General features: G+C 72.7%; 15 protein-coding genes. 13 read left to right on the forward strand and 2 right to left on the reverse strand.

Going from position 1 to position 22,758, the window contains the following annotated elements; translation table 11 throughout:
* The first annotated feature begins 45 nt into the window (after positions 1–45).
* From ABD481_RS20455 to ABD481_RS20475, 5 genes are all read left to right on the forward strand, one after another.
* A complete protein-coding gene (locus ABD481_RS20455) occupies positions 46–819 on the forward strand; it encodes an IclR family transcriptional regulator (RefSeq protein WP_344667303.1) in 774 nt (257 codons plus the stop codon).
* A gap of 541 nt (positions 820–1,360) precedes the next feature.
* Entirely contained in the window at positions 1,361–2,128 is a 768-nt protein-coding gene (locus tag ABD481_RS20460) for an MIP/aquaporin family protein (protein ID WP_344667304.1), read from the forward strand.
* Complete coding sequence (gene dhaK, locus ABD481_RS20465; RefSeq protein WP_344667305.1) at positions 2,125–3,123, forward strand: dihydroxyacetone kinase subunit DhaK; 999 nt, start codon at positions 2,125–2,127, stop codon at positions 3,121–3,123. Before ABD481_RS20460 ends, dhaK begins: the two co-directional genes overlap by 4 nt.
* 80 nt (positions 3,124–3,203) lie before the next feature.
* Complete coding sequence (gene dhaL / locus ABD481_RS20470) at positions 3,204–3,827, forward strand: dihydroxyacetone kinase subunit DhaL (protein WP_425559233.1); 624 nt, start codon at positions 3,204–3,206, stop codon at positions 3,825–3,827.
* Positions 3,824–5,626 carry a putative PEP-binding protein gene (locus tag ABD481_RS20475; RefSeq protein ID WP_344667306.1) on the forward strand — a complete coding sequence of 601 codons (1,803 nt, stop codon included), beginning with the start codon at positions 3,824–3,826 and terminating at the stop codon, positions 5,624–5,626. Before dhaL ends, ABD481_RS20475 begins: the two co-directional genes overlap by 4 nt.
* 112 nt (positions 5,627–5,738) lie before the next feature.
* Here the strand turns inward: ABD481_RS20475 and ABD481_RS20480 are convergent, their stop codons facing one another.
* Positions 5,739–7,103, reverse strand: coding sequence for a DUF4082 domain-containing protein (locus ABD481_RS20480; RefSeq protein WP_344667307.1), 1,365 nt, complete (start codon positions 7,101–7,103; stop codon positions 5,739–5,741).
* 344 nt (positions 7,104–7,447) lie between these two features.
* Between ABD481_RS20480 and ABD481_RS20485 the strand changes: the two genes are divergently transcribed.
* The 4 genes from ABD481_RS20485 (at position 7,448) to ABD481_RS20500 (ending at position 13,522) form a co-directional block, all read left to right on the forward strand.
* Positions 7,448–9,175 (forward strand): PHP domain-containing protein, encoded by a 1,728-nt coding sequence (locus ABD481_RS20485; RefSeq protein WP_344667308.1) that lies wholly within the window; start codon positions 7,448–7,450, stop codon positions 9,173–9,175.
* A complete protein-coding gene (locus tag ABD481_RS20490; RefSeq protein WP_344667309.1) occupies positions 9,175–9,762 on the forward strand; it encodes a hypothetical protein in 588 nt (195 codons plus the stop codon). Before ABD481_RS20485 ends, ABD481_RS20490 begins: the two co-directional genes overlap by 1 nt.
* 450 nt (positions 9,763–10,212) lie before the next feature.
* Positions 10,213–12,105 carry a collagen-like domain-containing protein gene (locus ABD481_RS20495; RefSeq protein WP_344667310.1) on the forward strand — a complete coding sequence of 631 codons (1,893 nt, stop codon included), beginning with the start codon at positions 10,213–10,215 and terminating at the stop codon, positions 12,103–12,105.
* Positions 12,106–12,250: 145 nt separating this feature from the next.
* Complete coding sequence (locus tag ABD481_RS20500; RefSeq protein WP_344667311.1) at positions 12,251–13,522, forward strand: glycosyltransferase; 1,272 nt, start codon at positions 12,251–12,253, stop codon at positions 13,520–13,522.
* Positions 13,523–13,599: 77 nt separating this feature from the next.
* On the opposite strand, the gene ABD481_RS20505 is transcribed toward ABD481_RS20500, so the two are convergent.
* Positions 13,600–14,760 (reverse strand): PP2C family protein-serine/threonine phosphatase, encoded by a 1,161-nt coding sequence (locus tag ABD481_RS20505; RefSeq protein ID WP_344667312.1) that lies wholly within the window; start codon positions 14,758–14,760, stop codon positions 13,600–13,602.
* A gap of 67 nt (positions 14,761–14,827) precedes the next feature.
* On the opposite strand from ABD481_RS20505, the gene ABD481_RS20510 reads away from it, so the two are divergent.
* The 4 genes from ABD481_RS20510 to ABD481_RS20525 all read left to right on the forward strand — a co-directional run bounded on the left by ABD481_RS20510 (position 14,828) and on the right by ABD481_RS20525 (position 22,644).
* On the forward strand, positions 14,828–15,319 hold the full coding sequence (locus ABD481_RS20510; protein ID WP_344667313.1) for a MarR family winged helix-turn-helix transcriptional regulator: 492 nt from the start codon (positions 14,828–14,830) through the stop codon (positions 15,317–15,319).
* 222 nt (positions 15,320–15,541) lie between these two features.
* A complete protein-coding gene (locus ABD481_RS20515; protein ID WP_344667314.1) occupies positions 15,542–15,862 on the forward strand; it encodes an STAS domain-containing protein in 321 nt (106 codons plus the stop codon).
* A 111-nt stretch (positions 15,863–15,973) separates the two neighbouring features.
* On the forward strand, positions 15,974–20,173 hold the full coding sequence (locus ABD481_RS20520; protein ID WP_344667326.1) for a HAMP domain-containing protein: 4,200 nt from the start codon (positions 15,974–15,976) through the stop codon (positions 20,171–20,173).
* The gene (locus tag ABD481_RS20525; RefSeq protein ID WP_344667315.1) at positions 20,170–22,644 is read left to right on the forward strand and encodes a SpoIIE family protein phosphatase; all 2,475 of its coding nucleotides are present in this window, start codon (positions 20,170–20,172) and stop codon (positions 22,642–22,644) included. The genes ABD481_RS20520 and ABD481_RS20525 overlap by 4 nt, the downstream gene beginning before the upstream one ends.
* Positions 22,645–22,758: the final 114 nt, after the last annotated feature.

A 22,758-nucleotide genomic window follows, 5' to 3' on the forward strand; every position in this document is an offset into this window, starting at 1 on the left:
GAAGCGACAGCGACACGGACGACACAGGACACGAGGGATCTCCAGATGGTGCAGTCGGTACAGCGTGCGGTGCGCGTCCTGCGGGAGCTCGCGGCCGGCGGGCCGCGCTTGGGCGTGACCGAGCTCGCCGAGCGGGTGGGCGTCGCCAAGCCCACGGTGCACGCGCTGCTGCGCACGCTGGAGGGCGAGGGCCTGGTGGTGCAGGACGCCGAGACCGGTCGGTACCAGTTGGGGCCGGGCCTGCTGATGCTGGGCAACGCGTATCTGGACACGCAGGAGCTGCGGGCACGGTCGCTGAGCTGGGCCGACACGCTGGCGAACCGGGCCGACGAGGCAGTCTGGGTGGCGGTGCTGACCGGCGACCACGTGTTCGTGGTGCACCACGCCTTCCGCCCGGAGGGGGTGGTGCAGATCCTCGAAGTGGGAGCGAGCATCCCCTGGAGCACCTGCGCGCTGGGGAAGGCGATCGTCGCCTTCTTGCCGCCGGAGCAGCGCAAAGAGCTGCTGGAGGGCGAGCTGCCGGCATTGACCGGATCGAGCATCACGGACGCGGCGGCCCTGGCCCGCCAGCTCGAAGAGATCGGCCGGACCGGCCACGCGCTGGAGAACCAGGAATCGGCCCTCGGCGACGCCGGCATCGCGGCACCGGTGTTCGACCGCTCGGGCATCGCGGGCGCGATCGGGGTCATCGGGCCGGTGGAACGCGTCCTGGACGACGCAGTGCGGCAGGACCACGTGGTGGCGGTGCGAGAGGTCGCGCGCCAGATCTCGCGGGAGTTGGGGGCCGGTCGGAGCGGCGCGGCCGGCCGGACTCGCTAGCAGGTCAGCACTGCCGCACGAGAGACTTCGGTGCCCAAAACGCCAGCTCTCCGACGACAGTCAGCAGATCAGCATTGCCCGATGAGCTGCTTCGGCAGCAAAAGGCCCGGTTCGTCAACGGTCAGCTGCTCAGTGCTGCTCGGCAGGTCGGTAGTGCCAGTGGACTGGTTCGCGGAAACTGGCGCTGCTTGGCGAGTACTTAGTCGGCACCAAAGAACTGGTTCGCCGACCGCCGGCTCTCTGCCCGTTCGGTTTTTCCCGGCGCCGCCAACTCATTCACGCAGCTCATAGCCCTGCGTCGGCCTGCCTCCCCGGGTCTCGTCGCGGTCACGACCGCGCCCGGTGTCTTGACAGCGTCGGGTGAGCGGTTCTAGCTTCCGAACATCGTTCAGTGATGACGAACAAGAGTCAGTCACGTAAAACCTTGTCGCCGGTCTGTCGGAACCGTCCGTCGCCGACGGCGTCGCACGCCATTCCCTTGTCCCGCTCTCCTGTCCTCCGGAGGAGGTGAGACGCCCGCCGGGTTCCGGTCGGGCGGATCATGGCAGAAAACTCGTTCCCCCAGAAGCTCCTGGCGGAGCTGATCGGCACCGCGGTGCTGGTCTTCATCGGTGTCGGGTCGGTGCCGGCCACGCTGATCGTGGGCGGCAAGGCGCCGTTCACCATGGCGGAGCTCGGCATGATCTCGTTCGCGTTCGCCATGGCGGTCGTCGCCATGGTCTACACGCTCGGGCATGTGTCGGGCTGCCAGATCAATCCGGCGGTCACGCTCGCGTTGGCCGCCACCGGCAAGATGCCGTGGCGGGAGGTGCCGGGGTATCTCCTCGCGCAGGTGGCGGGGGCGACGGTGGGGGCCTGGGCGATCGTCGGGGTGCTCGGGCACAAGGCGGTCGACGTGGGGCTGGGCATCGCCTCCTACGGTTCGGACGTCGGCGCCGGCCGGGCGTTCTTCGCGGAGGCGGTGGGGACCGCGATCCTGGTGTTCGTGGTCTTCGGCGCGGCGGTGGACTCGCGGGCGCAGGGGTCGTTCGCCGGGCTGGCGATCGGGCTGGCCGTGTTCGCGATCATCATTCCGGTGGCGCCGGCCACCGGGGCGTCGATCAACCCCGCGCGGACGGTCGGGCCGATGCTGATCGGCCAGTTCTACGGCGGCAGTGTGCAGTGGAGTCAGATCTGGGTGTACTTGACCGCGGAGATCGTCGCCGGGGTGGCGGCGGGCTTCGCCTACACGTTCCTCAACAGCGGCCGCGCGGTGGCCCCGGCGGCAGTGTCCGACGTTGCGGTGTCCCCTGAAGGAGTTCCGGCATGAAGAAGCTGATCAACGCTCCCGAGGCTGTTCTGAGCGACGCGCTGGCGGGGATCGCCGCCGCGCACCCGAGCCTGCGCGTGGACGCCGAGGCGCGGATCATCACCCGGGCCGGCGGCCCCTCGGCGGGGAAGGTCGCCCTGGTGTCCGGGGGCGGGTCCGGGCACGAGCCCCTGCACGGCGGGTTCGTCGGGACCGGGATGCTGCACGCGGCCTGTCCCGGCGAGGTCTTCACCTCGCCGGTGCCGGACCAGGTGGTGGCGGCGGCGCGCGCGGTGGACGGCGGCGCCGGGGTGCTGCTGGTGGTGAAGAACTACACCGGCGACGTGCTGAACTTCGAGATGGCCGCGGAGCTGGCCGGCGACGAGGGCATCGAGGTCGCCACGGTTCTGGTCGACGACGACGTCGCGGTGCAGGACTCGACCTGGACCGCCGGCCGGCGCGGGACCGGGGCCACGGTGTTCGTGGAGAAGATCGCCGGAGCGCTGGCCGAGCAGGGCGCGAGCCTGGCGGAGGTCGCCGAGGTGGGCCGCCGGGTCAACGCCGCTTCGCGCAGCTTCGCGGTGGCGCTGAGCCCGTGCACCACACCGGCGGCCGGCAAGCCCGGGTTCGAGCTGGCCGACGACGAGATGGAGGTCGGCGTCGGCATCCACGGGGAGCCCGGCCGCAGCCGCGAGAAGCTGGAGCCGGCCTCGGCGATCGTCGCCACGGCCCTGGACGCCATCTTCGCCGACCAGCCGCTGGCCGCCGGGGACGAGGCCATCGTCATGGTGAACGGGCTCGGCGGCACGCCGCTGATCGAGCTCTACATCGCCTACGCCGAGGTCGCGAAGTACTTCGCCGAGCGGGACGTGCGTATTGTGCGGAACCTGGTCGGCGACTACGTCACCAGCCTGGAGATGGCCGGCGTCATGCTGACCGTCTGCAAGGCCGACGAGCAGCTGCTGTCGCTGTGGGACGCCCCGGTGAACACCCCGGCGCTGCGCTGGGGGCTGTGACGGGGCAGGCGAGGCAGGAAACGCAGGAGACGTGGGTCCGGTGCGAGCCGGACCCGCCCGGAGACAGCGAGGAGCGACCGGTGGACATCCACCAGACCCGGATCTGGGTGCGGGCCATCACCGCGGCGATGGACCAGAACAAAGACCGCCTGACACAGCTGGACTCGGCCATCGGCGACGCCGACCACGGCGTGAACATGCAGCGTGGCTTCACCGCCGTGGCGGCGGCCCTGGACGGCTACGAACCGGCCGGCGTCGGCGACGTCCTGGTCAAGACCGGCACGACGCTGATCTCCAGCGTCGGCGGCGCGGCGGGCCCGCTGTACGGGACGTTCTTCCGCGCCGTGGGCAAGCAGCTGACGGGTCCGGTCGCCGAGCCGGCGCAGCTGGCGGCGGCGTTCGAGGCGGGGTTGGCCGGGGTGCAGAAGCTCGGCGCTGCGGTGCCCGGCGACAAGACCATGGTCGACGCGCTCGCGCCGGCCCTGGCCGCGTTCGGCGCGGCGATCGAGGACGGGCAGGACGTCGGGGTGGCGGCCGAGCGGGCGGCGACCGCGGCGGAGGCCGGGGCACAGGAGACCATCGCGCTGCAAGCCCGCAAGGGCCGCGCCTCGTATCTGGGGCCGCGCAGCATCGGGCACCAGGATCCGGGGGCGACCTCGACGGCCCTGGTCTTCCGGGCCCTGGCGGAGGCGTTGACGTCGTGAGGTCGCTGTACACGGGGCAGTCGGCGTCGGAGGGCACGGCCCTTGGCCTGCTGTTCGCCACGGATTTGCCGCCGGTGACCGGGGAAGCGGGGGACCGACCGGGCGCGTCGGATCAGGACTTGGCAGATCAGGACCCGGCCACGGCGGTCGCAGAAGCCTTCGACGCGGTGGCGGCGGAACTGGCCGAGCTGGCGGGTACGCTGCGCGCCGCCGGGCAGACCGACCAGGCCGACATCGTCGAGGTCAACGGTTATATCGCGCTGGATCAGGAGCTGCGCGGCGCCGCCCTGCGCCGGGTCGGCGAGGAGCAGTCCGCCCCGCAGGCGGTGCTCGCGGCGGTCCAGGAGTACGCGTCCATGCTCGCGGCGCTGGACGACCCGACGCTGGCCGAGCGGGCCGCCGACGTGCGGCAGGTCGGCCGCCGGGTGCTGGGGCGGCTGAGCGGCGCCGCCTCGGCGGTACCCGACGGCCCGGTGGTGCTGATCGCGCACGAGATCGGCGCTGCCGACCTGCTGGAGCACGGCGAGTCGGTGGTCGCCGCCGCCTCCGTGGTCGGCGGGCCGAACTCGCACGCCTCGATCATCGCGCGGTCGCTGGGGATTCCGCTGATCGTGGGGGTCCCGCCGGAGGCGCTGGATCATGCTGCCGGGACGGAGGCGATCGTGGACGCCGGCCAGTCCGGCTCCTCGGCCTCGGCTTCCGCGGCCTCGGGCTCGGCTTCGGGCTTCGCGACTTCCGGCACCTCGCCCTCCGGCTCCGCGATTTCCGGCTCTGCGACCCTCACCGTCGAGCCCGCGCCCGCCGAGCGCCAGGCGGCGGTCGCGGCGATGGCGGCGGCCCGGCGGCGGCGCGAGATCCTGGCGGCCGAGCGCGGGCTGCCGGTCCGGACCGTGGACGGTCGGCCGGTCGCGCTGCGCGCCAATGTCGCGACGGTCGTCGAGGCCAAGGCGGCGGTCGCGGCGTTCGCCGACGGCGTGGGCCTGCTGCGCACCGAGCTGCCGTTCCTGGATGCCCGCGGCTGGCCGACCCAGGCCCAGCACACCGCGGTGCTCGCGCCGATCCTGGGCAAGCTGGCCGGGCAGCCGGTCACCGTGCGCACCCTGGACTTCGCCGACGACAAGTTCCCGCCGTTGCTGGCCGAGCACGCCGTCGACGGTCGGCTGGGCCGGGGGCTGCCGCACATGCTCGCCGACCCGCGGGCCTTCACCGACCAGTTCCGCGCGATCCTGGCCGCCGGAGCCGCGGTCGATGTCAGGATCATGATTCCGATGGTGGCCACGGCCGAGGAGCTGGCGGCTTGCGCCAAAATCCTCGAAGCGGCGGCCGGGGAGCTGGGGGTGGCGGCGCCGCCGCTCGGTGCCATGATCGAGCTGCCCGAGGCGGTCGACGCCGCCGACGAGCTGGCCGCGCACGCCGCCTTCTTCTCCATCGGCAGCAACGACCTGACCAGCCAGATCCTGCACCTGGACCGGCGCGACCCGGCGGTGTCCCCGGCGCTGGCCGCGCATCCGCGCGTGCTGGCGGCCGTCGACCGGACCGTGCAGGCCGCGCACCGGCACGGCCGCCAAGTATCGGTGTGCGGCGACGCCGGTGCCCATCCGCTGGTGATCCCGCTGCTGATCGGCCTGGGCGTCGACGTGCTCTCGGTCGCGCCGGCCGCGCTGGACGAGACTCGGGTGCGGATCCGCCGCCTGGACGCGGGGGTCTGTGCGGAGGCCGCGGCCGAGGCGCTGACGTGCGACACGGTGGAGAGCGTGCACCGGATTGTGCGGCAGCGGTGCTGGCCGGCGATGCCCTGACGCGTCCTGGCGCGCGCTGGCTGATTCAGGACCCAGTAATACGGGTCCTGAATCAGCCGGCTTCAGTGTGTCCGATCACGTGGTGGGCCAAGCGTCAGTGTTGGACCCAGTGTCAGGCCGCTGTGAACGTCACGTCGACCCAGTAGTTGCTGCCGTTGCTGGCATTCGCGGGGAAGGCGGACGTGGTGCCGTAGCTGAACGTCCCGTTGCCCTGCCCGGGGGTGCTGGCCTCGGCGGTCAGGGGATAGGCGATGTGCGGGTAGCCGAGGTAGTTCAGACTGTAGGAGTAGTGGCCGCTGGGCGCGTGGTACGAGGCGACGTAGACAGTGTTCGCGGTGACGGCCACCGGCGCGGCGAAGACAAGCGTCTGCCAGCCCGAAGCGCTCTCCCCGGCGAAGGTCCCGGACGCCAGCAGCGTCCCGGTGGCCGACCACAACGAGCCGGTGTGCGTCCCGGTGTTGTCAGTGCCCTTGTAGAAGCGGATCCCGGTGATCGTGCCGTCGACCGACGCCGAGAACCGTAGGCCGAGCTCTACCGAGGCGGTGTCGGCGGCGTCCGCCACGGCGGGCGTCGCGCCGCTGTCGAACACCGAGCACGGGCACGTGAACGGCGGCGGCGTGGTTCCCGTCGTGAAGCCCCACTGGGTCGCCGACGGCATCGCGTGGCCCCAGGCGTCCGAGCCCTGGACCGAGGCGGAGAACGTCGCCCCGAGCGCCAGCTGGGTCGACGGCGTGAAGGTCGCGGTCTGGTGCGCCGCGTCGTAGGACACGGTTCCCGGCACCGGCGGTCCCGGGTTCTCGGCGAGCGTGAAGGACAGCGTCGCCGGGTCCATCGGTGCCGAGAAGGCGGCGGTCACGACCGTGGTGCTCGGCACCCCGGTGGCCGCCGAGGCCGGGCTGGTCGAGGTGACGGTCGGGGGAGCGGTCGGCACGCCGGTGTCGTCGAAGACCGCGTCGACCCAGTAGTTGGCGGAGTTGTAGCTGTTGGTCGGGAACGCGGTCGCCGAACCGTAGACGTAGACGCCGTTGTCGCCGTCGGCGCCGGTGGGCAGCGCGGTGATCGGGGCGCTTCCGGCGCCCGCGAATCCGTAGTCGGCGGCGTAGTGGCCGGCGGGTGCGTGATAGGAGGCGACATACGTGGTGTTCGCCTTGATCGGCACCGGTGCGGCGAACGTGAGGGTCTGCCACCCGCTCGCGGTCTCGTCGGCGAAGGTGCCGGTGGCCAGCAGGGTGCCGGTCGCCGTCCACAGCGAGCCGGTGTGGGTTCCGGTATTGGCCGGGGACTTGTAGAAACGCACCCCGGTGATGTCGCCGACGACGCTCGCGCGGATCTTCACGCCGAGCTCGACGGAATTGCCGTCCCCGGCGTCGGCGGCCGTCGGCTCGGAGGCCGAGAACACCGTGCAGGGGCAGGTCGCGGCCCGGGCCGGGGCCGCCGCGACGGTGAACGCGGTGATCAGCGCGATGAAGGCCAGCACCCAGGAAAGGGCATGGCGAAGGGAACGCGGGAAGGGTGGCATGGGATTCTCTTTCCGGCTGCCGATCAGCCTGTGGAACGGGCGCCCGTCGGGGCCGCCTCGCGGAGAATGATAGGAATGCGCGGCGGTTGTATATAAGGGTTCTGCTTCAGATTGACGCGAAACCGCCCGGGGTCCGCGGCGGGTCACCGCTGCGGTACCGGATCGTCACTACGAGCTTTGACGCCTCGCCTTCATCCGGCGGCAACGGAATCGCCTTCACGGCGACCGCCGCAGTTGTGATCCCTGTCTCAGGGTGCCTTCTAAGCCGACCACGGGAGCCGGCCAACCTTGAGGAGCACGCAATGGGCATCGGTCACGGCCACCACCATCACCACGACCACGATCACGAGCACTCCCAGGAGAGCCCGGCGGACATCGCGCACCTGCTGGACACGGCGGTCGCGGACGCCGACCTGTCGCCGGCCGACGTCTCCCGCCGCGGGGTGCTGCGCAGCGCCGGCGTCATCGGCGCCGGGGTCGCGGCCGCCGGGGTGCTCGGGGCCGGGGCGGCCGCGGCCCACGACAGTGGCGACGACGAGCGGGGCGCCTCGGCGGACCGGTCGCGGCGCTCCGACGGCGACTACCTCTGGCTGGCCGGCGACCACCACATCCACACCCAGTACAGCTCCGACGGCCAGTACCGGGTCATCGACCACGTCCGCCACGCCAACGCCTTCGGCCTGGGCTGGATGGTCATCACCGACCACGGCAGCGCCCAGCACGCCAAGATCGGCGTGGAGAAGGTGAACCCGGACATCCGCGCCGCCCGCGCGGCCGTCGACGGCACCCTGGTGTTCCAGGGCCTGGAGTGGAACATCCCGGCCGCCGAGCACGGCACCGTGTTCGTGCACCCCGGCGACAACGAGGTCGCGGTGCTGAAGGAGTTCGAGAACTCCTTCGACGGCGTGGTCCAGAACGCCACCGCCAGCACCCCGGCCAACGAGGCGCTGGCCCTGGCCGGCGTCAACTACCTGGCCGACGCCGTCACCCGCAAGCGGGTGCGCGACGCCCTGTTCCTGGCCAACCACCCGGCGCGCAAGGGCCTGGACTCCCCGCACGAGATCCGCGGCTGGCGCGACGCCGCGCCGAACATCGCCGTCGGCTTCGAGGGCGCGCCCGGCCACCAGGCCGCCGGCCTGCCCGCCCCGACCGGCCCGGGCTCGGGCCGCGGCTTCTACGACAACTCCCCGAGCGCCAGCTCCTTCCCGGCCTACCCGCTGGAGAGCTACCGCACCTTCGGCGGCTTCGACTGGATGACCGCCACCGTCGGCGGCCTCTGGGACAGCCTGCTGGCCGAGGGCAAGCCGTGGTGGATCACCGCGAACTCCGACTCGCACCAGGTCTACGCCGACACCTCGGTGCGCGGCGCCGGGACGGACTTCAACACCAACGGCTTCCACAACCCGCCGGAGCACGGCGGCACGCCGGACCTGACGCTGGGCGACTTCTGGCCCGGCTTCTACAGCCGCACCCACGTCGGCGCGAGCTCCTACAACTACGCCGCCGTCATGAACGCGCTGCGCGCGGGCCGGGTGTGGGTCGACCACGGCCGCCTGATCGACGGGCTGGACGTGCGGGCCCGGGTCCGCGGCCAGAACCGCGGCGTCACCCTCGGCGGGGTGCTCACCGTCAAGCGCGGCAGCCGCGTGCAGCTGGCGATCGACGTGGACCTGGCGGCCGGCCCGAACTGGGCGCAGTTCGTGGCCAAGCTGGCCCGGGTCGACGTGGTCCAGGGCGACGTCACCGGCGCGGTGTCCGACCGCGACGTGTTCAAGTCGCCGAACACCCGAGTGGTGAAGTCCTTCGAGATCACCCAGACCTCCGGCCGGGTCAGCCTGGTCTACGACCTCGGCGCCGTGGACCGTCCGGTGTACCTGCGGGTGCGCGGCACCGACGGCAAGCGCACCGGCGCCGGGGCGCTCGGCGCGGCGATCGACCCGAACGGGCCGCAGATGGACGTGCTCGGGTCCGCCGACCCGTGGAAGGACCTGTGGTTCTACGCGAACCCGATCTGGGTGCTGCCCAGCTGATGAGCGAGCGTCCTGATTCCGGCGGGCCCGCGGTGCTGGGCGTCGACGCCGGGACCGGGTCGCAGGCCGAGGCCGATCACCTGCTCGCCGCCGTGGCGGGCGGGCTCGGCCTGGCCGGCGAGCCGGTGGCCGCCACCCACTTCGTCCGGGTCGGCACGCCGCACGTCGCGCTGACCTTCGAGGTGCCGGACGGCGCCGAGGTGGACCTGGCGGCGGTCGCGGCCGCGGCCGGGCCGGAGGCCGGGATCGTCTGGGGCGCGGCGCGCCGGGGCCCGGACGAGCGGGTCGAGGGCGCGCTGGCCGCCGTGGCGGCGCACGGCCGCACCGGCCGGCTGGTGCGCTTCCCGGGCGTCGGCAGCCTGACCGGCACGGTGACGGTGCGCGAGGTCCTCGAACGCAGCGCGGTGACCGAGGTCAGCGTGCTGATGGGGGCGGCGGCGGCACCGGACACCGAGGTGCTGACGCGCGACCACGTCCGCCCCGAATGGCGGGACGGCGCGGTCGTGCTGGTGGTCCAGCCGGCGGTGGGCGGGCGGGTGGCGCCGTTCGAGGTGCCGAACCCGACGCCGTGCTGCGGGGACCACTGAGGGAACGGTCGACGACCGAGACCGAACCGCGACTGAAGCACGGCCGAAGCACGGCCGAGACACGATCGAACCGCGATCGATCCGCGATCGAACGGCGGTCGAACACGATGGAGCGGCGCTCCCGGAGGGGAGGAGCGCCGCTTTTTCGTGCCCTGACGCAGCCGCCGTCCGGCGCGCTCATCATTTTGACATTCGATACCGCCATTAGGACCCGCGGTCATAATTCGCAATGCGCTGATCGAGTGAGGAATATGCCGTCGGGACATATCCGATGGCTAGCCTGGAAAACCGACTGTCGGGAACCGGCTGGTGGCGGAATTGCCGCGGGCCGGGGCAATCGAATCTCACCTCGATCAGCTAAGGCGGCAACGGAAAATGCTCGAAGAACCAAGGAAGCCCGGCAAGGGTGGCAAGACTCGTGCTCGGCACCATGGGCGCAAGGCGGGCGTTGTGACGGTGGCCGCGGGGGCCGCCGTACTCACCGGTGCGGCCTTCGCGGCTCCGGCCCTCGCGGAGATCGCGAGCCCGTCGACACGACCGGTGCCCGCGGCACCGATGCCCCGGGCCTTCCTTCCGAGCGCCGCCGCCCACGCGGTCGCCCCCGGCCAGGCCCTGCACCAGAACGCGGTGCGCACAATGGGCGGCGCCCACCAGATGCCCCGCCAGCTGCTGGTCCCGGCGAGCGTGACGAACACCGGCATGCCGCAGCCCCCGTTCCCGGACCCGGACGACAACCTCTTCGACCGCTGGCCCCTCTACTGGCACCACCACCAGCACTGCGACCGCCACCCCGGCTGCCCGTGCGGCGGCTGCAACAACACCGGCCCGCAGGGCCCGGCCGGGATGCCGGGGATGCCCGGACCGCAGGGTGCGACGGGGGCGCAGGGGGCGACCGGGGCTCAGGGTTCGACCGGCGCTCAGGGTTCGACGGGTGCTCAGGGCTCGACCGGCGCCCAGGGTTCGCAGGGTGCTCAGGGTTCGCAGGGCTCGCAGGGTGCGACCGGTGTTGGTACCCAGGGGCCGCAGGGTGCCCAGGGTGCGAGTGGTGCCGGTACCCAGGGTCCGCAGGGTTCTCAGGGCGCGGACGGTTCGCAGGGCCCCCAGGGCGCTGATGGTGCTCAGGGTGCGACCGGTGCTCAGGGCTCGAGTGGTGCCGGTACCCAGGGTCCGCAGGGAGCCGCCGGGGCTCAGGGTGCTCAGGGTGCGACCGGTGTCGGTACTCAGGGCCCGCAGGGTTCGCAGGGTGCCGCTGGTGCTCAGGGTGCGACTGGTGCTCAGGGCGCTCCGGGCTCGGGTGGGTCGGGTTCGCAGGGTGCGCAGGGTGCGACTGGCGCTCAGGGTGCCACCGGCTCGCAGGGTGCGACTGGCTCCCAGGGCGCTACCGGTACTCAGGGTGCGACCGGTTCGCAGGGTTCGACCGGCGCTCAGGGTTCGACTGGCGCTCAGGGTGCGACCGGCTCGCAGGGTGCGACCGGTGCTCAGGGCGCTCCGGGCTCGGGCGGGTCGGGTTCGCAGGGTGCTCAGGGTGCTCAGGGCGCGACCGGTGCTCAGGGTGCCACCGGCTCGCAGGGCGCGACTGGCTCCCAGGGTGCGACCGGCGCTCAGGGTTCGACTGGCGCTCAGGGTTCGACTGGCTCCCAGGGGGCTACCGGTTCGCAGGGCGCGACCGGCGTTCAGGGTGCCACCGGCGCTCAGGGCGCAACCGGTTCGCAGGGCGCTCAGGGTGCCACCGGCTCCCAGGGCGCTACCGGTACTCAGGGCGCCACCGGCTCCCAGGGTTCGACTGGCGCTCAGGGTTCGACCGGTTCCCAGGGCGCGACCGGTACTCAGGGCGCGACCGGCGTTCAGGGTGCCACCGGCGCTCAGGGCGCAACCGGTTCGCAGGGCGCTCAGGGCGCGACGGGCGCTCAGGGCGCGACGGGCACCCAGGGCGCGACCGGTGCCCAGGGCGCGACCGGTGCCCAGGGCGCTCAGGGCTCCCAGGGCTCCCAGGGCGCTGCCGGCCAGCCGCTCAACGAGATCGATGTGGTCCAGCATGGCGACAAGCTGATCCGCACCACGCTTCAGGCCTCGACCAACAAGACCTTCGTCACCCTCCCCGGCGTCGGTACCGGTGCCGCGCAGGATCTGTCGGGCCTGGCGGGATACCCGGCCGGTGTGGTCTTCGTGAACGAGAACGTCCACACCGCCGCCGGTGGCGACGAGTTGGCCATCGTCGCCGTCAACGGCACGGGTACGGCGGCCATTCTGCAGTGCAAGCTCAACGGTGCCGGAGGACTGGAGGCCGGGGCGACGCCGGCTGTCGCCTGCGCTCCGGGCTGGCAGGCGGTCACCTTCCCGTAAGGGGTCGATGATTCCCGCATCGTGGCCGCGGTGCGCATTGTGCCGCGGCCTCGATGCTTTGTGCTTTTTCGTTCGCTGACTTCTCTTTATCCTCGCCGCCCGTGGTTTCCGCCTCGGGCCCACATCTCCACAGAGGTTTCCACCCATGACCCGGAGCACGCCGCGATTCTCGGTGTTCACACCCAGCCATCGGCCTCGCTTCCTCGACGACTGCCTCGCCACGTTGCAGGCGCAGACCGATCCGGACTGGGAGTGGATCGTCCTGCTCAACAACGGCGCGCGCTGGCGGCCCGAAACCCCCGACGAGCGCGTCCGGGTGGAGATCGCCGACGACGTCAAGGGCGTCGGCGCGGCCAAGCGGCGGGCGTGCGAGCTGGCGCGCGGCGAGTTCCTCGTCGAGCTCGACCACGACGATCTGCTGGCCAGCAGCTGTCTGGCGCGGCTGCGGCAGGCCTTCGACGAGCATCCCGAAGCGGTGTTCGTCTACAGCCACACCGCGCAGATCCTCGAAGACGGCGGTCGCGACGAATCGCGCTTCAACGAGGCGCACGGCTGGCAGTACGTCGAGGCCGTGGTCGACGGCCGGCGCCTGCTCCAGGCGGTGTCGATGGAGCCGACGCCGCACAACGTCTCCTACATCTGGTACGCGCCGAACCACGTGCGCGCCTTCCGCAAGCAGACCTACGACCAGGTCGGCGGCTACGACGCGGCCCGCCATGTGCTGGACGACCAGGACCTGATGTGCCGGCTGTTCCAGGCCGGCGACTTCCACCTGATCCCCGAGTGCCTGTACCTGCAGCGGATGCACGGGAACAACACCCAGTTCGACGCCGAGGTCAACGCGCACATCCAGGCCGAGACCATCGCGCTGTACGACGCCCACATCGAGGCCAATCTGCTGGCCTGGTCCGCGCGGCGCGGCCTGCACGCCCTGGACCTCGGCGCCGCGCACCGCAAGCCGGCCGGCTACCTCGGCGTGGACCAGTACGCGGAGGAGGGCGTGGACATCGTCGCGACCCTGCCGGAGAAGATCGACCTGCCGTCGGGCTCGGTCGGGGTGATCCGCGCCGTGGACTTCCTGGAGCACGTCGTCGAGAAGATCCCGCTGATCAACGAGCTGTACCGGCTGCTGGCCCCCGGCGGCATGCTGGTCTCGCTGACGCCCAGCACCGACGGCCGGGGCGCCTTCCAGGACCCGACGCACGTCGCCTACTACAACGAGAACTCGTTCTGGTACTACACCGACGACCAGTACCGCCGGTACGTGCCGGAGATCGAGGCCAGGTTCCAGGTGTCGCGGCTGGTCACGTACTTCCCCAGCGACTGGCACGCCCAGGCCGACATCTCCTACGTCGCGGCCAACCTGATCGCGGTGAAGGACGACTCGGTGCGCTGCGGCGGCCTCCTGCTGGTCTGACGCGGTGCGGGCTGCAGGGTGCGGGGTGCGGGCGCCGGGCGCTTCGGCGGTCCGGCGCTGCCGTCACGCCGCCCCCGTCACGCAGCAGCGCTGCCGTACCAGTCCACGCACACCACGACGGCATCGTCGTCGGCGTCCGCCGACCGGTGCTGCGCCACCTCGCGCAGGATCGCCGCGGGCACGTCGGTGGCCGGCAGCAGGTTGGAGGAGTTGATCCCGCGTTGCAGCGCGGCGGCGCCGTAGGCCTCGCCGCCCGGGGACAGCGCGGCGTGCGCGCCGTCGCTGATGACGACCAGCCGGTCGCCGGGCCGCACTCGGAAGCTCTGCTCGGTGTAGGCGGTCTCCTCGAACATCCCCAGCGGCAGCTGGGGCTCGACGGCGACCCGCTCGACGACCCGGCCGCGCCGCAGCCAGATCTGCGGCGACCCGGCGTCGACCACCGTCACCTCGCCGCTGTCGTAGGCGAAGGACAGCAGCAGGGCCGAGACGTACTGGTCGCCCCGGTGCTGCGCGTAGACCGCCTGGTCGGCCAGCGCGGCCTGGTCGGCCAGGCCGATGCCGGCCCGGCGGGCGTTGCGCAGGGCGTTCACCGCCAGGCCCGTCAGCTGCGCCGCCGCCATCCCCTCGCCCATCCCGTTGACCACGGTCAGCGCCAGGTCGGTGCCGGTGGCGGCCCAGTCGTAGCTGTCGCCGCGGATGGCGTAGGCCGGTTCGAGCTGCGCGCCCAGGGAGTACTCGCGGCGGCGGCTGGCCCGCCCGGGCAGCAGCTGCCACTGGGTCTCGGCGGCCAGCGTGAGCCGGCTGGCCCGGCGCGCCTGGTGGTAGACGTCGGTGTCGCGCTCGGCGACCACGATCTCGTGCCCGAGCAGCCGGGCCGCCGCCTCCAGCGCCTCGACCGCGGCCGGGCCGGCGTCGTCGGCGGACAGGCCGGCGGTGAGCGTGCCGTGCCGGTCGCCGCGCACCGTCACCGGGACGGTGACGATCGTGGTGCCGTCCCCGGCCTGCTGGTACTGCGGGCGCTGGCTGGCGAAGGCCCGGCCCTGGACGCTGCCGTTGATCGGCAGCGCGGCGGCCGGCCGCGGGCCGCCGACCGCGGTGAGCACGCGCAGGCCGTAGTCGGCCAGATGCACCTCGACGCCCCCGACGCCCATGGTCAGCAGCACCGCCCGCAGGGCCTCCGGCAGTGCCTCGGGGGCGGCGGAGCGCAGGGCGCTCTCCACTTTCGGGTAATCGATCACGACAAGTCCTGACTCTACGGGACGAGGGCGGCTGGTAGCTCCGGCGCGGCAGTGGCACAGTGGTGGCGTGCACGAGGACCTGCCGCTGCCCGAGGCGGTCGCCGAGACGGCGGCCGCGGTGGTGGAGCTGTTGGACGCCCTGCACGGACGAGGCTTGGAATCGCTGCCCGGCGGCCCGGTCCCGCCGTCGCAGCTGCGCGCGCTGCGGGCCATCGAGCGGTGCGAGGGCATCAACCTGCGGGCGCTGGCCGAGGTCCTGGGGACCCGGCCGCCGGCCGCCAGCCGCCTGTGCGACCGGATGGAGGCCGACGGGCTGGTGCTGCGCACGCCGAGCGCCAACAGCCGCCGGGAGGTCGAGCTGCGGCTCAGCCCGCGCGGGCGCCGGGTGCTCGACGAGGTCCGCGCGGCCCGGGTGCGCGAGCTGCAGGAGGTGCTGGCCACCCTGCCGCCGGAGTCGCTGGCCGGCCTGTCGGCCCATCTGGGGCGGCTGCACTCCGCGGTCGAACGGCGGCTGGGGTCCGCGGAGCCGGCCGGCGACCGCCAGGAGAGTGCGGCTTGACCGTTCACCTGCCTCCGTCCCAGTTCAGCCGCATGTGGCGCACCGGCGCCCCGGCGACCGCGGTTCGGGCGCCGCGCCAAATGTTGCCACATGTAAACGATTAAATCTAAAGTCGGTGCGGGCGGCCTCCACCGCCTGGGCCGATCGCCGCCCGCGGAGCGGAATCACGTCGCGCCGTCACCGCCCGACGGGCCTTGTGCCCCCGCACCGCAGGATCATTACATGACGAATTTCACGCACACGGTCACCGATCAGGGCGACCACGTGCTGCTCGTGCTGGCCGGCGACCTGGACTTCGCGGCCCACGGCACGCTCGCCACCCAGATCAGCACCCTGCTGGCGGTGGGCCGCGGGGTGGTCGTCGACTGCTCCGGGGTGACCTTCCTGGACTCGATGGGCCTGCGCGCCCTGATCGAGGGGGTGCGCACGGCGGCCGTCGCGGGCCTAGGCTTCGAGCTGGCCGAGCCGTCCCAGCCGGTGCTGCGGGTGCTGGAGCTGTCCGGCACCGAGGAGCTGTTCCGGATCCGGGGCCCGCAGGCCTGAGCGACGGGACGGCGCCAGGGCCGGCACGGGGTTGGGACGCGACTTCGGGAGACAGGACGGCGGATGGACGACAAGGCTGAGCGGGCGGTCGCCGCGACCGCGCGGATCGGGATGCCCGGCGGCGCCGAGGACTCCGAGGCGCAGGGGCTCAGGCAGCTGCTGGCCGGGCTGACCGCGGTGCGCGACGGCGACTTCGGCACCCGGCTGCCCGAGGACGGCGACGGGCTGCTGGTGGAGATCGCGACCGTGTTCAACGGCATGGTCGACCAGTTGTCCCGGTTCACCTCCGAGGTGACCCGGGTGGCGCGCGAGGTCGGCACCGAGGGCCGCCTGGGCGGCCAGGCCGACGTGCACGGGGTCTCCGGGACCTGGAAGGACCTCACGGACTCGGTCAACGCCATGGCCGGCAACCTCACCGCGCAGGTGCGCTCGATCGCGCGGGTCGCCACCGCGGTGGCCAAGGGCGACCTGACCCGCACCATCGACGTGGACGCGCGCGGGGAGATCCTGGAGCTGAAGAACACCCTGAACACCATGGTGGACCAGCTGTCCTCGTTCGCCGACGAGGTGACCCGGGTGGCCCGCGAGGTCGGCACCGACGGCCGCCTGGGCGGGCAGGCCGACGTCCAGGGCGTCTCCGGGACCTGGAAGGACCTCACCGAGTCGGTCAACGTCATGGCCGACAACCTCACCGCGCAGGTGCGCTCCATCGCCCAGGTGACCACCGCGGTGGCCAAGGGCGACCTGTCCCAGAAGATCCGCGTCGACGCCCGTGGCGAGATCCTGGAGCTGAAGGAGACCATCAACACCATGGTCGACCAGCTCTCGGCCTTCGCCGACGAGGTGACCCGGGTGGCCCGCGAGGTCGGCACCGAGGGCAACCTGGGCGGCCAGGCCACGGTCCGCGGCGTGTCCGGGACCTGGAAGGACTTGACCGACAACGTCAACGTCATGGCCTCCAACCTCACCGGCCAGGTGCGCTCGATCGCGCAGGTCGCCGCCGCGGTGGCCAAGGGCGACCTGTCGCAGAAGATCACCGTGGAGGCCAAGGGCGAGGTCGCGGCCCTGGCCGAGGTGATCAACACCATGGTGGACACGCTGTCGGCGTTCGCCGACGAGGTGACCCGGGTGGCCCGCGAGGTCGGCACCGAGGGCATGCTCGGCGGCCAGGCCCGGGTCCCGAACGTGGCCGGGACCTGGAAGGACCTGACCGACAACGTCAACTTCATGGCGAACAACCTGACCAACCAGGTCCGCAACATCGCGCAGGTGACCACCGCGGTGGCCCAGGGCGACCTGACCCGCAAGATCGACGTCGACGCGCGCGGGGAGATCCTGGAGCTCAAGACCACCATCAACACCATGGTGGACCAGCTGTCCTCGTTCGCCGCCGAGGTCACCCGGGTGGCCCGGGAGGTCGGCAGCGAGGGCCGCCTGGGCGGCCAGGCCGAGGTCGAGGGGGTCTCCGGGACCTGGAAGCGGCTCACCGAGAACGTCAACGAGCTGGCCGGGAACCTGACCCGGCAGGTGCGGGCGATCGCCGAGGTGACCAGCGCGGTCGCCGAGGGCGACCTGACCCGGTCCATCACCGTCGACGCCTCCGGCGAGGTCGCCGAGCTCAAGGACAACATCAACTCGATGGTGAAGTCGCTGCGCGAGACCACCCGGGCCAACCGCGACCAGGACTGGCTGAAGTCCAACCTGGCCCGGATCTCCGAGCTCATGCAGGGCCGCCGCGACCTCGCGGTGGTCGCCGAGCTGGTGATGGACGAGCTCACCCCGCTGGTCGGCGCCCAGTACGGGGCGTTCTTCCTGGCCGAGGAGGCGCCCGACGGCGGCGGGACCGAGCTGCGGCTGATCAGCTCCTACGCCGGCCCGGGCGACCCCGGCGGCGCCGACCGGCCGACCCGGCTGCGCCTGGGCCAGTCGATGGTCGGCCAGGCGGCGCGCAGCAAGCGCGTGATCGCCGTGGACGACCTGCCCGGCGACTACGTCATGCTCAGCTCGGGCCTGGGCAGCACCGCCGCCACCAGCCTGGTGGTGCTGCCGATCGCGGTGGAGGACCAGGTGCTCGGCGTCATCGAGCTGGCCTCCACGCACCGGTTCACGCCGGTGCACCGGGCGTTCCTGGAACAGCTGATGGAGACCGTCGGCGTCAACGTCAACACCATCATCGCCAACGCCCGCACCGACGAGCTGCTCGGCGAGTCGCAGCGGCTGGCCGCGGAGCTGCAGGCCCGCTCCGGCGAGCTCCAGGTGCGCCAGGAGCAGCTCCAGACCTCGAACGCCGAGCTGGAGGAGAAGGCGGCGCTGCTGGCCTCGCAGAACCGCGACATCGAGACCAAGAACCTGGAGATCGAGCAGGCCCGCCAGGAGCTGGAGACCCGGGCCCAGCAGCTGGCGCTGGCCTCCAAGTACAAGTCGGAGTTCCTGGCCAACATGAGCCACGAGCTGCGCACCCCGCTGAACAGCCTGCTGATCCTGGCGCAGCTGCTGGCCCAGAACCCGACCCGGAACCTGACCCCCAAGCAGGTCGAGTACGCCGGCGTGATCCACTCCGCCGGATCGGACCTGCTCCAGCTGATCGACGACATCCTGGACCTGTCCAAGGTCGAGGCCGGCAAGATGGACGTGGACCTGGAGCGGGTCGTGCTGTCCCGGCTGCTGGAGTACGTCGAGGCCACCTTCCACCCGCTGACCACGCAGAAGGGGCTGGAGTTCCGGGTCCGGACCGCGGACGGGATGCCGGGGCAGATGCTCACCGACGACTCCCGGCTGCGGCAGGTGCTGCGCAACCTGCTGTCCAACGCCGTGAAGTTCACCGAGGCCGGCTCGGTCGAGCTGAGCATCGGGCCGGTCGCCGACGGCGAGCTGCCGGCCAGCGTGCGCGACATCGGACCGGCGCTGGCGTTCCGGGTCCGGGACACCGGCATCGGGATCCCCGAGCAGCAGCTGGAGACCATCTTCGGGGCCTTCCAGCAGGCCGACGGGACCACCAGCCGGAAGTACGGCGGCACCGGCCTGGGGCTGTCGATCAGCCGGGAGATCGCGCAGCTGCTCGGCGGGGTGATCACCGCCGAGAGCACGCTGGGGGAGGGCAGCACGTTCACGCTGTATCTGCCGATCGCGCATCCGGAGTGGTCCGAGGCCGGGGACGCGGTGGTGGTGGGCGGCGTGGTGGAGCTGGTCGGGGGCCAGGGGATCGGGCCGGGCGGGTTCGTCGGTTCCGGCGGTTCCATCGGTTCCATCGGTTCCGGCAGTTCCGGCGCGCTCGGTGGTCGCGGCGCGCTCGGAGTGCTGAGCGCCGCCGGAGCCGCCGGAGCCGCCGGAGCGTTGGCCGGCGTCGAGAACACCGACCTGAACGGCTCCGCCGGAGCCGGTCAGGGCCCTGACGGCCGCCGCCCGGTGGGGACGGACCGGCCGGGCGCCGAGCGTCCCGGGGCCGGACCCCAGCCCCGGCGCCTGTTGGTGGTCGAGAACAAGGCCCGCGGACTGCTGTCGCTGGTCGCCGAGAGCGCGGCCGAGGACCTGCTGGCCGGCCGCGACCGGCTCGGACCGCAGGCCCCGGTCCAGGTCCGGACCGCCGTCGGCGCCCAGGAGGCGGCGGCCATGCTGGCGGCCGAACCGCACCACTGCGTCGTGCTGGAACTGGACATGGCCCAGGACGGCGCGGCCCTGTTCCTCCAGGCCCGCGCCGAGGACCCCGCGCTGCGCTCGATCCCGGTCCTGGCCCACCACAACCGCACCCTCGGCCCCGACGAGGACCGGATGCTGCACGCGCACGCCGAACGGTTCCCGCTGGAGCTGCTCCCGAGCCTGGACCAGCTGCGCGAGCGGATCGTCGTGCACCTCGGCGCCGAGCAGCCCGACGCCGTGGTCCCGCCGGCCCGGCCGGGGCGCGCGCAGCCGGCCGAGCTGCCCGACAGCGGCGGACGGCTGGCCGGCCGCAGCGTCCTGGTCATCGACGACGACGCCCGCAACGTGTTCGCGCTGACCGGGATGCTGGAGATGCACGGCATGCGGGTGGTCGACGCCGAGGACGGGGTCAAGGGCATCGAGGCCCTGCGCAACGACCCGGCCATCGAACTGATCCTGATGGACGTGATGATGCCGGAGATGGACGGCTACGAGGCCACGGCCCGGATCCGCGCCATGCCCGAGCACGGACGGCTGCCGATCATCGCGGTCACGGCCAAGGCGATGCACGGCGACCGGGAGAAGAGTCTGGCCGCCGGCGCCAACGACTACGTCACCAAACCGGTCGACGCCGCCGTGCTCATCGAGTGCATCCAGCGGGTGCTGGGCCTGTGACCGGGGTCGAGGACCTGCCGGCGGAGCCGGTCGGGGCGGCGCTCGGACCGCCCGCGTCGGCGGCCGGCATCGGGCGGCTCGCCGCGACCGTCGAGCGCCTCCGGACCCAGCTCGACGACGCCGAGTCGACCGCCGAGTTCCGGACCCTGATCGCGCTGGCCCGCGGCGTCCTGATGGAACGCCTGCGGATCAGCCCGGCGACCGCGACCCGCCAGCTTGAGGAGCTGGCCGCGCGCAGCGGGATGCCGGTGGTCGAGCTCGCCGCGGACATCGTGGCCGAGATCACCGGCGAGTCGCCCGGCCGCGTGCCCGACGGCGCGGACCCGGCGCCCGGCGCCGGGGCCCTGTCGTTGAACGTGCGGCTGCGCGCGGCCGAGGCCGGGGTGCTCAGCGCCTCCGACGTGCACGCCGCCGCCGGATCGCTGCACCGGCACGCGCTGGCGCCGCTCGGCGCGGTGGCGGTCGCCGTCTGGGCGCTCGCCGCCGACGGTTCGCTGCTGCTCGCCGGGCACGCCGGGTTCCCGGCCGCCGAGGCGCGGCGCTGGCACCACACGCCGCCGGGCGTCGAGACCGTCGCCCAGTTGGCGGTGCGGACGCGGGCCGCGTACTGGAGCACCGGCGCGGACCGGCGGCACTCGTCCAGCATCGGCGAGCGGACGCTGGGCGCCGACGCCGCGCGGGTCGCGATCCCGGCGCAGCTCGGCGGGCGGCTGCTGGGCGTGCTGGAGATCTGCTGGCCGGGGCCGGTCGGCGAGTTCCCCCAGCCGGTGCACCGGCAGCTCCAGTCCTTGGCGGAGCTGTGCGCGCACACGTTGGACAGCGATTCGGGGGGCGGGCCGGACGGGGTCGGGGGTTCGTTCGGGGTGTCCGGTGGGGTCGGGGCGTTCGGCGGGGTCGGGGCGTACGGGGCGTACGGGGCGTACGGGGTCGGCGGCTTCTCCGGTTCGGCCGGCTCCGCCGTGGCCCCGGAGCTGGCGGACCTGCTGGACTCGCTCCTGGAGCCGGCCCTGATCCTCCAGCCGCTGCACGACACGGCCGGCCGGCTCAGCGACTTCCGGATCGCCCACGTCAACGAGCGCTTCGTCGATCCGGTGGGCCGGCCGGCCGCCGCGATCCTGGGGCTGCCGTTCCTCCAGGCCTACCCGCTGGCCGCCGAGGACGGCGGGCTGTCCGAGCGGATCGAGCGGGTGCACGCCACCGGCGAGCCGTTCCGCCACGACCGGATCGTGCTGCGCGCCCTGATCGACGGGATACAGGTGACCACCACGCTCGCGGTCGGCATCACCCGGCAGGGCGGGGTGCTGGTGCTCACCTGGCATCCGGAGGACGAGGAGGCCCGGCTGGCCCGGCTGCTCCAGCACGCCCAGCGGCTGGGCCGAATGGGTGGCTTCGAGGAGAACCTGCTGACCGGCGAGGTGACCTGGAGCGCCGAGCTGCTGGAGCTGTTCGCCCTGCCGGCCGGCGCGCCGCCGGTCCCGATCCGCGAGTTCGCGGCCCACGCCCACGCCGACGACGCCACGGCGATCTCCCGCTTCGTGCGCACCGTGCTGCACCACCGCATGCCCGCGTCCGCGGCCTTCCGCCTGCTGCGCAGCGACGGCGTCCAGCGCTACATCCGCGTCGTCGCCGAACCGGTGCTGGAGGACGGCACCATGATCGCGGTCCGCGGCGCCTGCCAGGACGTCTCGGCCCAGCACTGGACCGAGATCGCCCTGGCCGCGACCCGGGACCGCCTGGAGCACACCGAGCGCGAGGTCGAGGAGGGCAACCGCCTCACCCTCCGCCTCCAGCGCGCGATCATGCCGGTCGCCCCCTCCCCGATCGACGCCTGGGGCCTGCAGATCGCCACCCGCTACCGCCCGGCCGAGAAGGGCCACCTGGTCGGCGGCGACTGGTACGACGCCGTGGTGCTGCCGAACGAGCGGATCCTGCTCGTGGTCGGTGACGTCGCGGGCCACGGCATCGACGCCGCCACCGAGATGGTCGCGCTGCGCAACGCCCTGCGCGGCCTCGCGGCGACCGGCGCCACCCCCTCGCAGATGCTCAACTGGCTGGGCACGGTGGCCCACCACATGTCCGGCAGCACGGTCACCGCCACCGTGGTGTGCGGCGTCTACGACCCCCGCGACCGCACCCTGCGCTGGTCCCGCGCCGGCCACCCGCCGCCGCTGCTGGTCCGCGACGGCACCACGACCGTGCCGCCGATGCCGGAGGGGATGCTGCTGGGCGCCGTGGGCAATGCCCGCTACGGGGAGCACATCCTCCAGCTGCAACCCGGCGACACCCTGCTGATGTACACCGACGGCCTGATCGAGCGCCGGGACCGCGACATCGAGGAGTCGCTGCGTGACCTGCTGACGCTGGTGCGACCGGCCGCCGCGACGTTGGACGAGCATCTGGAGCACCTGCTGCTGCACAGCAACGCTGATACCGATGACGACACTTGCTTGATCGGGGTCACGGTGCGGTGATGAGGGGCAAGGCGGGGCGGTCATGCGGATACGAATGCTGTCTTGGCCGGGAGTCGCCGGCCTGCGCATGATGCCCTGCGAGACCCCCGAATCGCTTGGACTTCCCCTTCGCGT

The sequence above is a fragment of the Catenulispora yoronensis genome, assembly GCF_039531695.1.
GTDB lineage: Bacteria > Actinomycetota > Actinomycetes > Streptomycetales > Catenulisporaceae > Catenulispora > Catenulispora yoronensis.

What these genes read in the sequence shown, in the direction of transcription:
- ABD481_RS20455 (WP_344667303.1), top strand. Translation starts at nt 46, where the DNA reads ATGGTGCAGTCGGTACAGCGTGCGGTGCGCGTCCTGCGGGAGCTCGCG.
- ABD481_RS20460 (WP_344667304.1), top strand. Translation starts at nt 1,361, where the DNA reads ATGGCAGAAAACTCGTTCCCCCAGAAGCTCCTGGCGGAGCTGATCGGC.
- dhaK (WP_344667305.1), top strand. Translation starts at nt 2,125, where the DNA reads ATGAAGAAGCTGATCAACGCTCCCGAGGCTGTTCTGAGCGACGCGCTG.
- ABD481_RS20485 (WP_344667308.1), top strand. Translation starts at nt 7,448, where the DNA reads ATGGGCATCGGTCACGGCCACCACCATCACCACGACCACGATCACGAG.
- ABD481_RS20490 (WP_344667309.1), top strand. Translation starts at nt 9,175, where the DNA reads ATGAGCGAGCGTCCTGATTCCGGCGGGCCCGCGGTGCTGGGCGTCGAC.
- ABD481_RS20500 (WP_344667311.1), top strand. Translation starts at nt 12,251, where the DNA reads ATGACCCGGAGCACGCCGCGATTCTCGGTGTTCACACCCAGCCATCGG.
- ABD481_RS20515 (WP_344667314.1), top strand. Translation starts at nt 15,542, where the DNA reads ATGACGAATTTCACGCACACGGTCACCGATCAGGGCGACCACGTGCTG.
- ABD481_RS20520 (WP_344667326.1), top strand. Translation starts at nt 15,974, where the DNA reads ATGCCCGGCGGCGCCGAGGACTCCGAGGCGCAGGGGCTCAGGCAGCTG.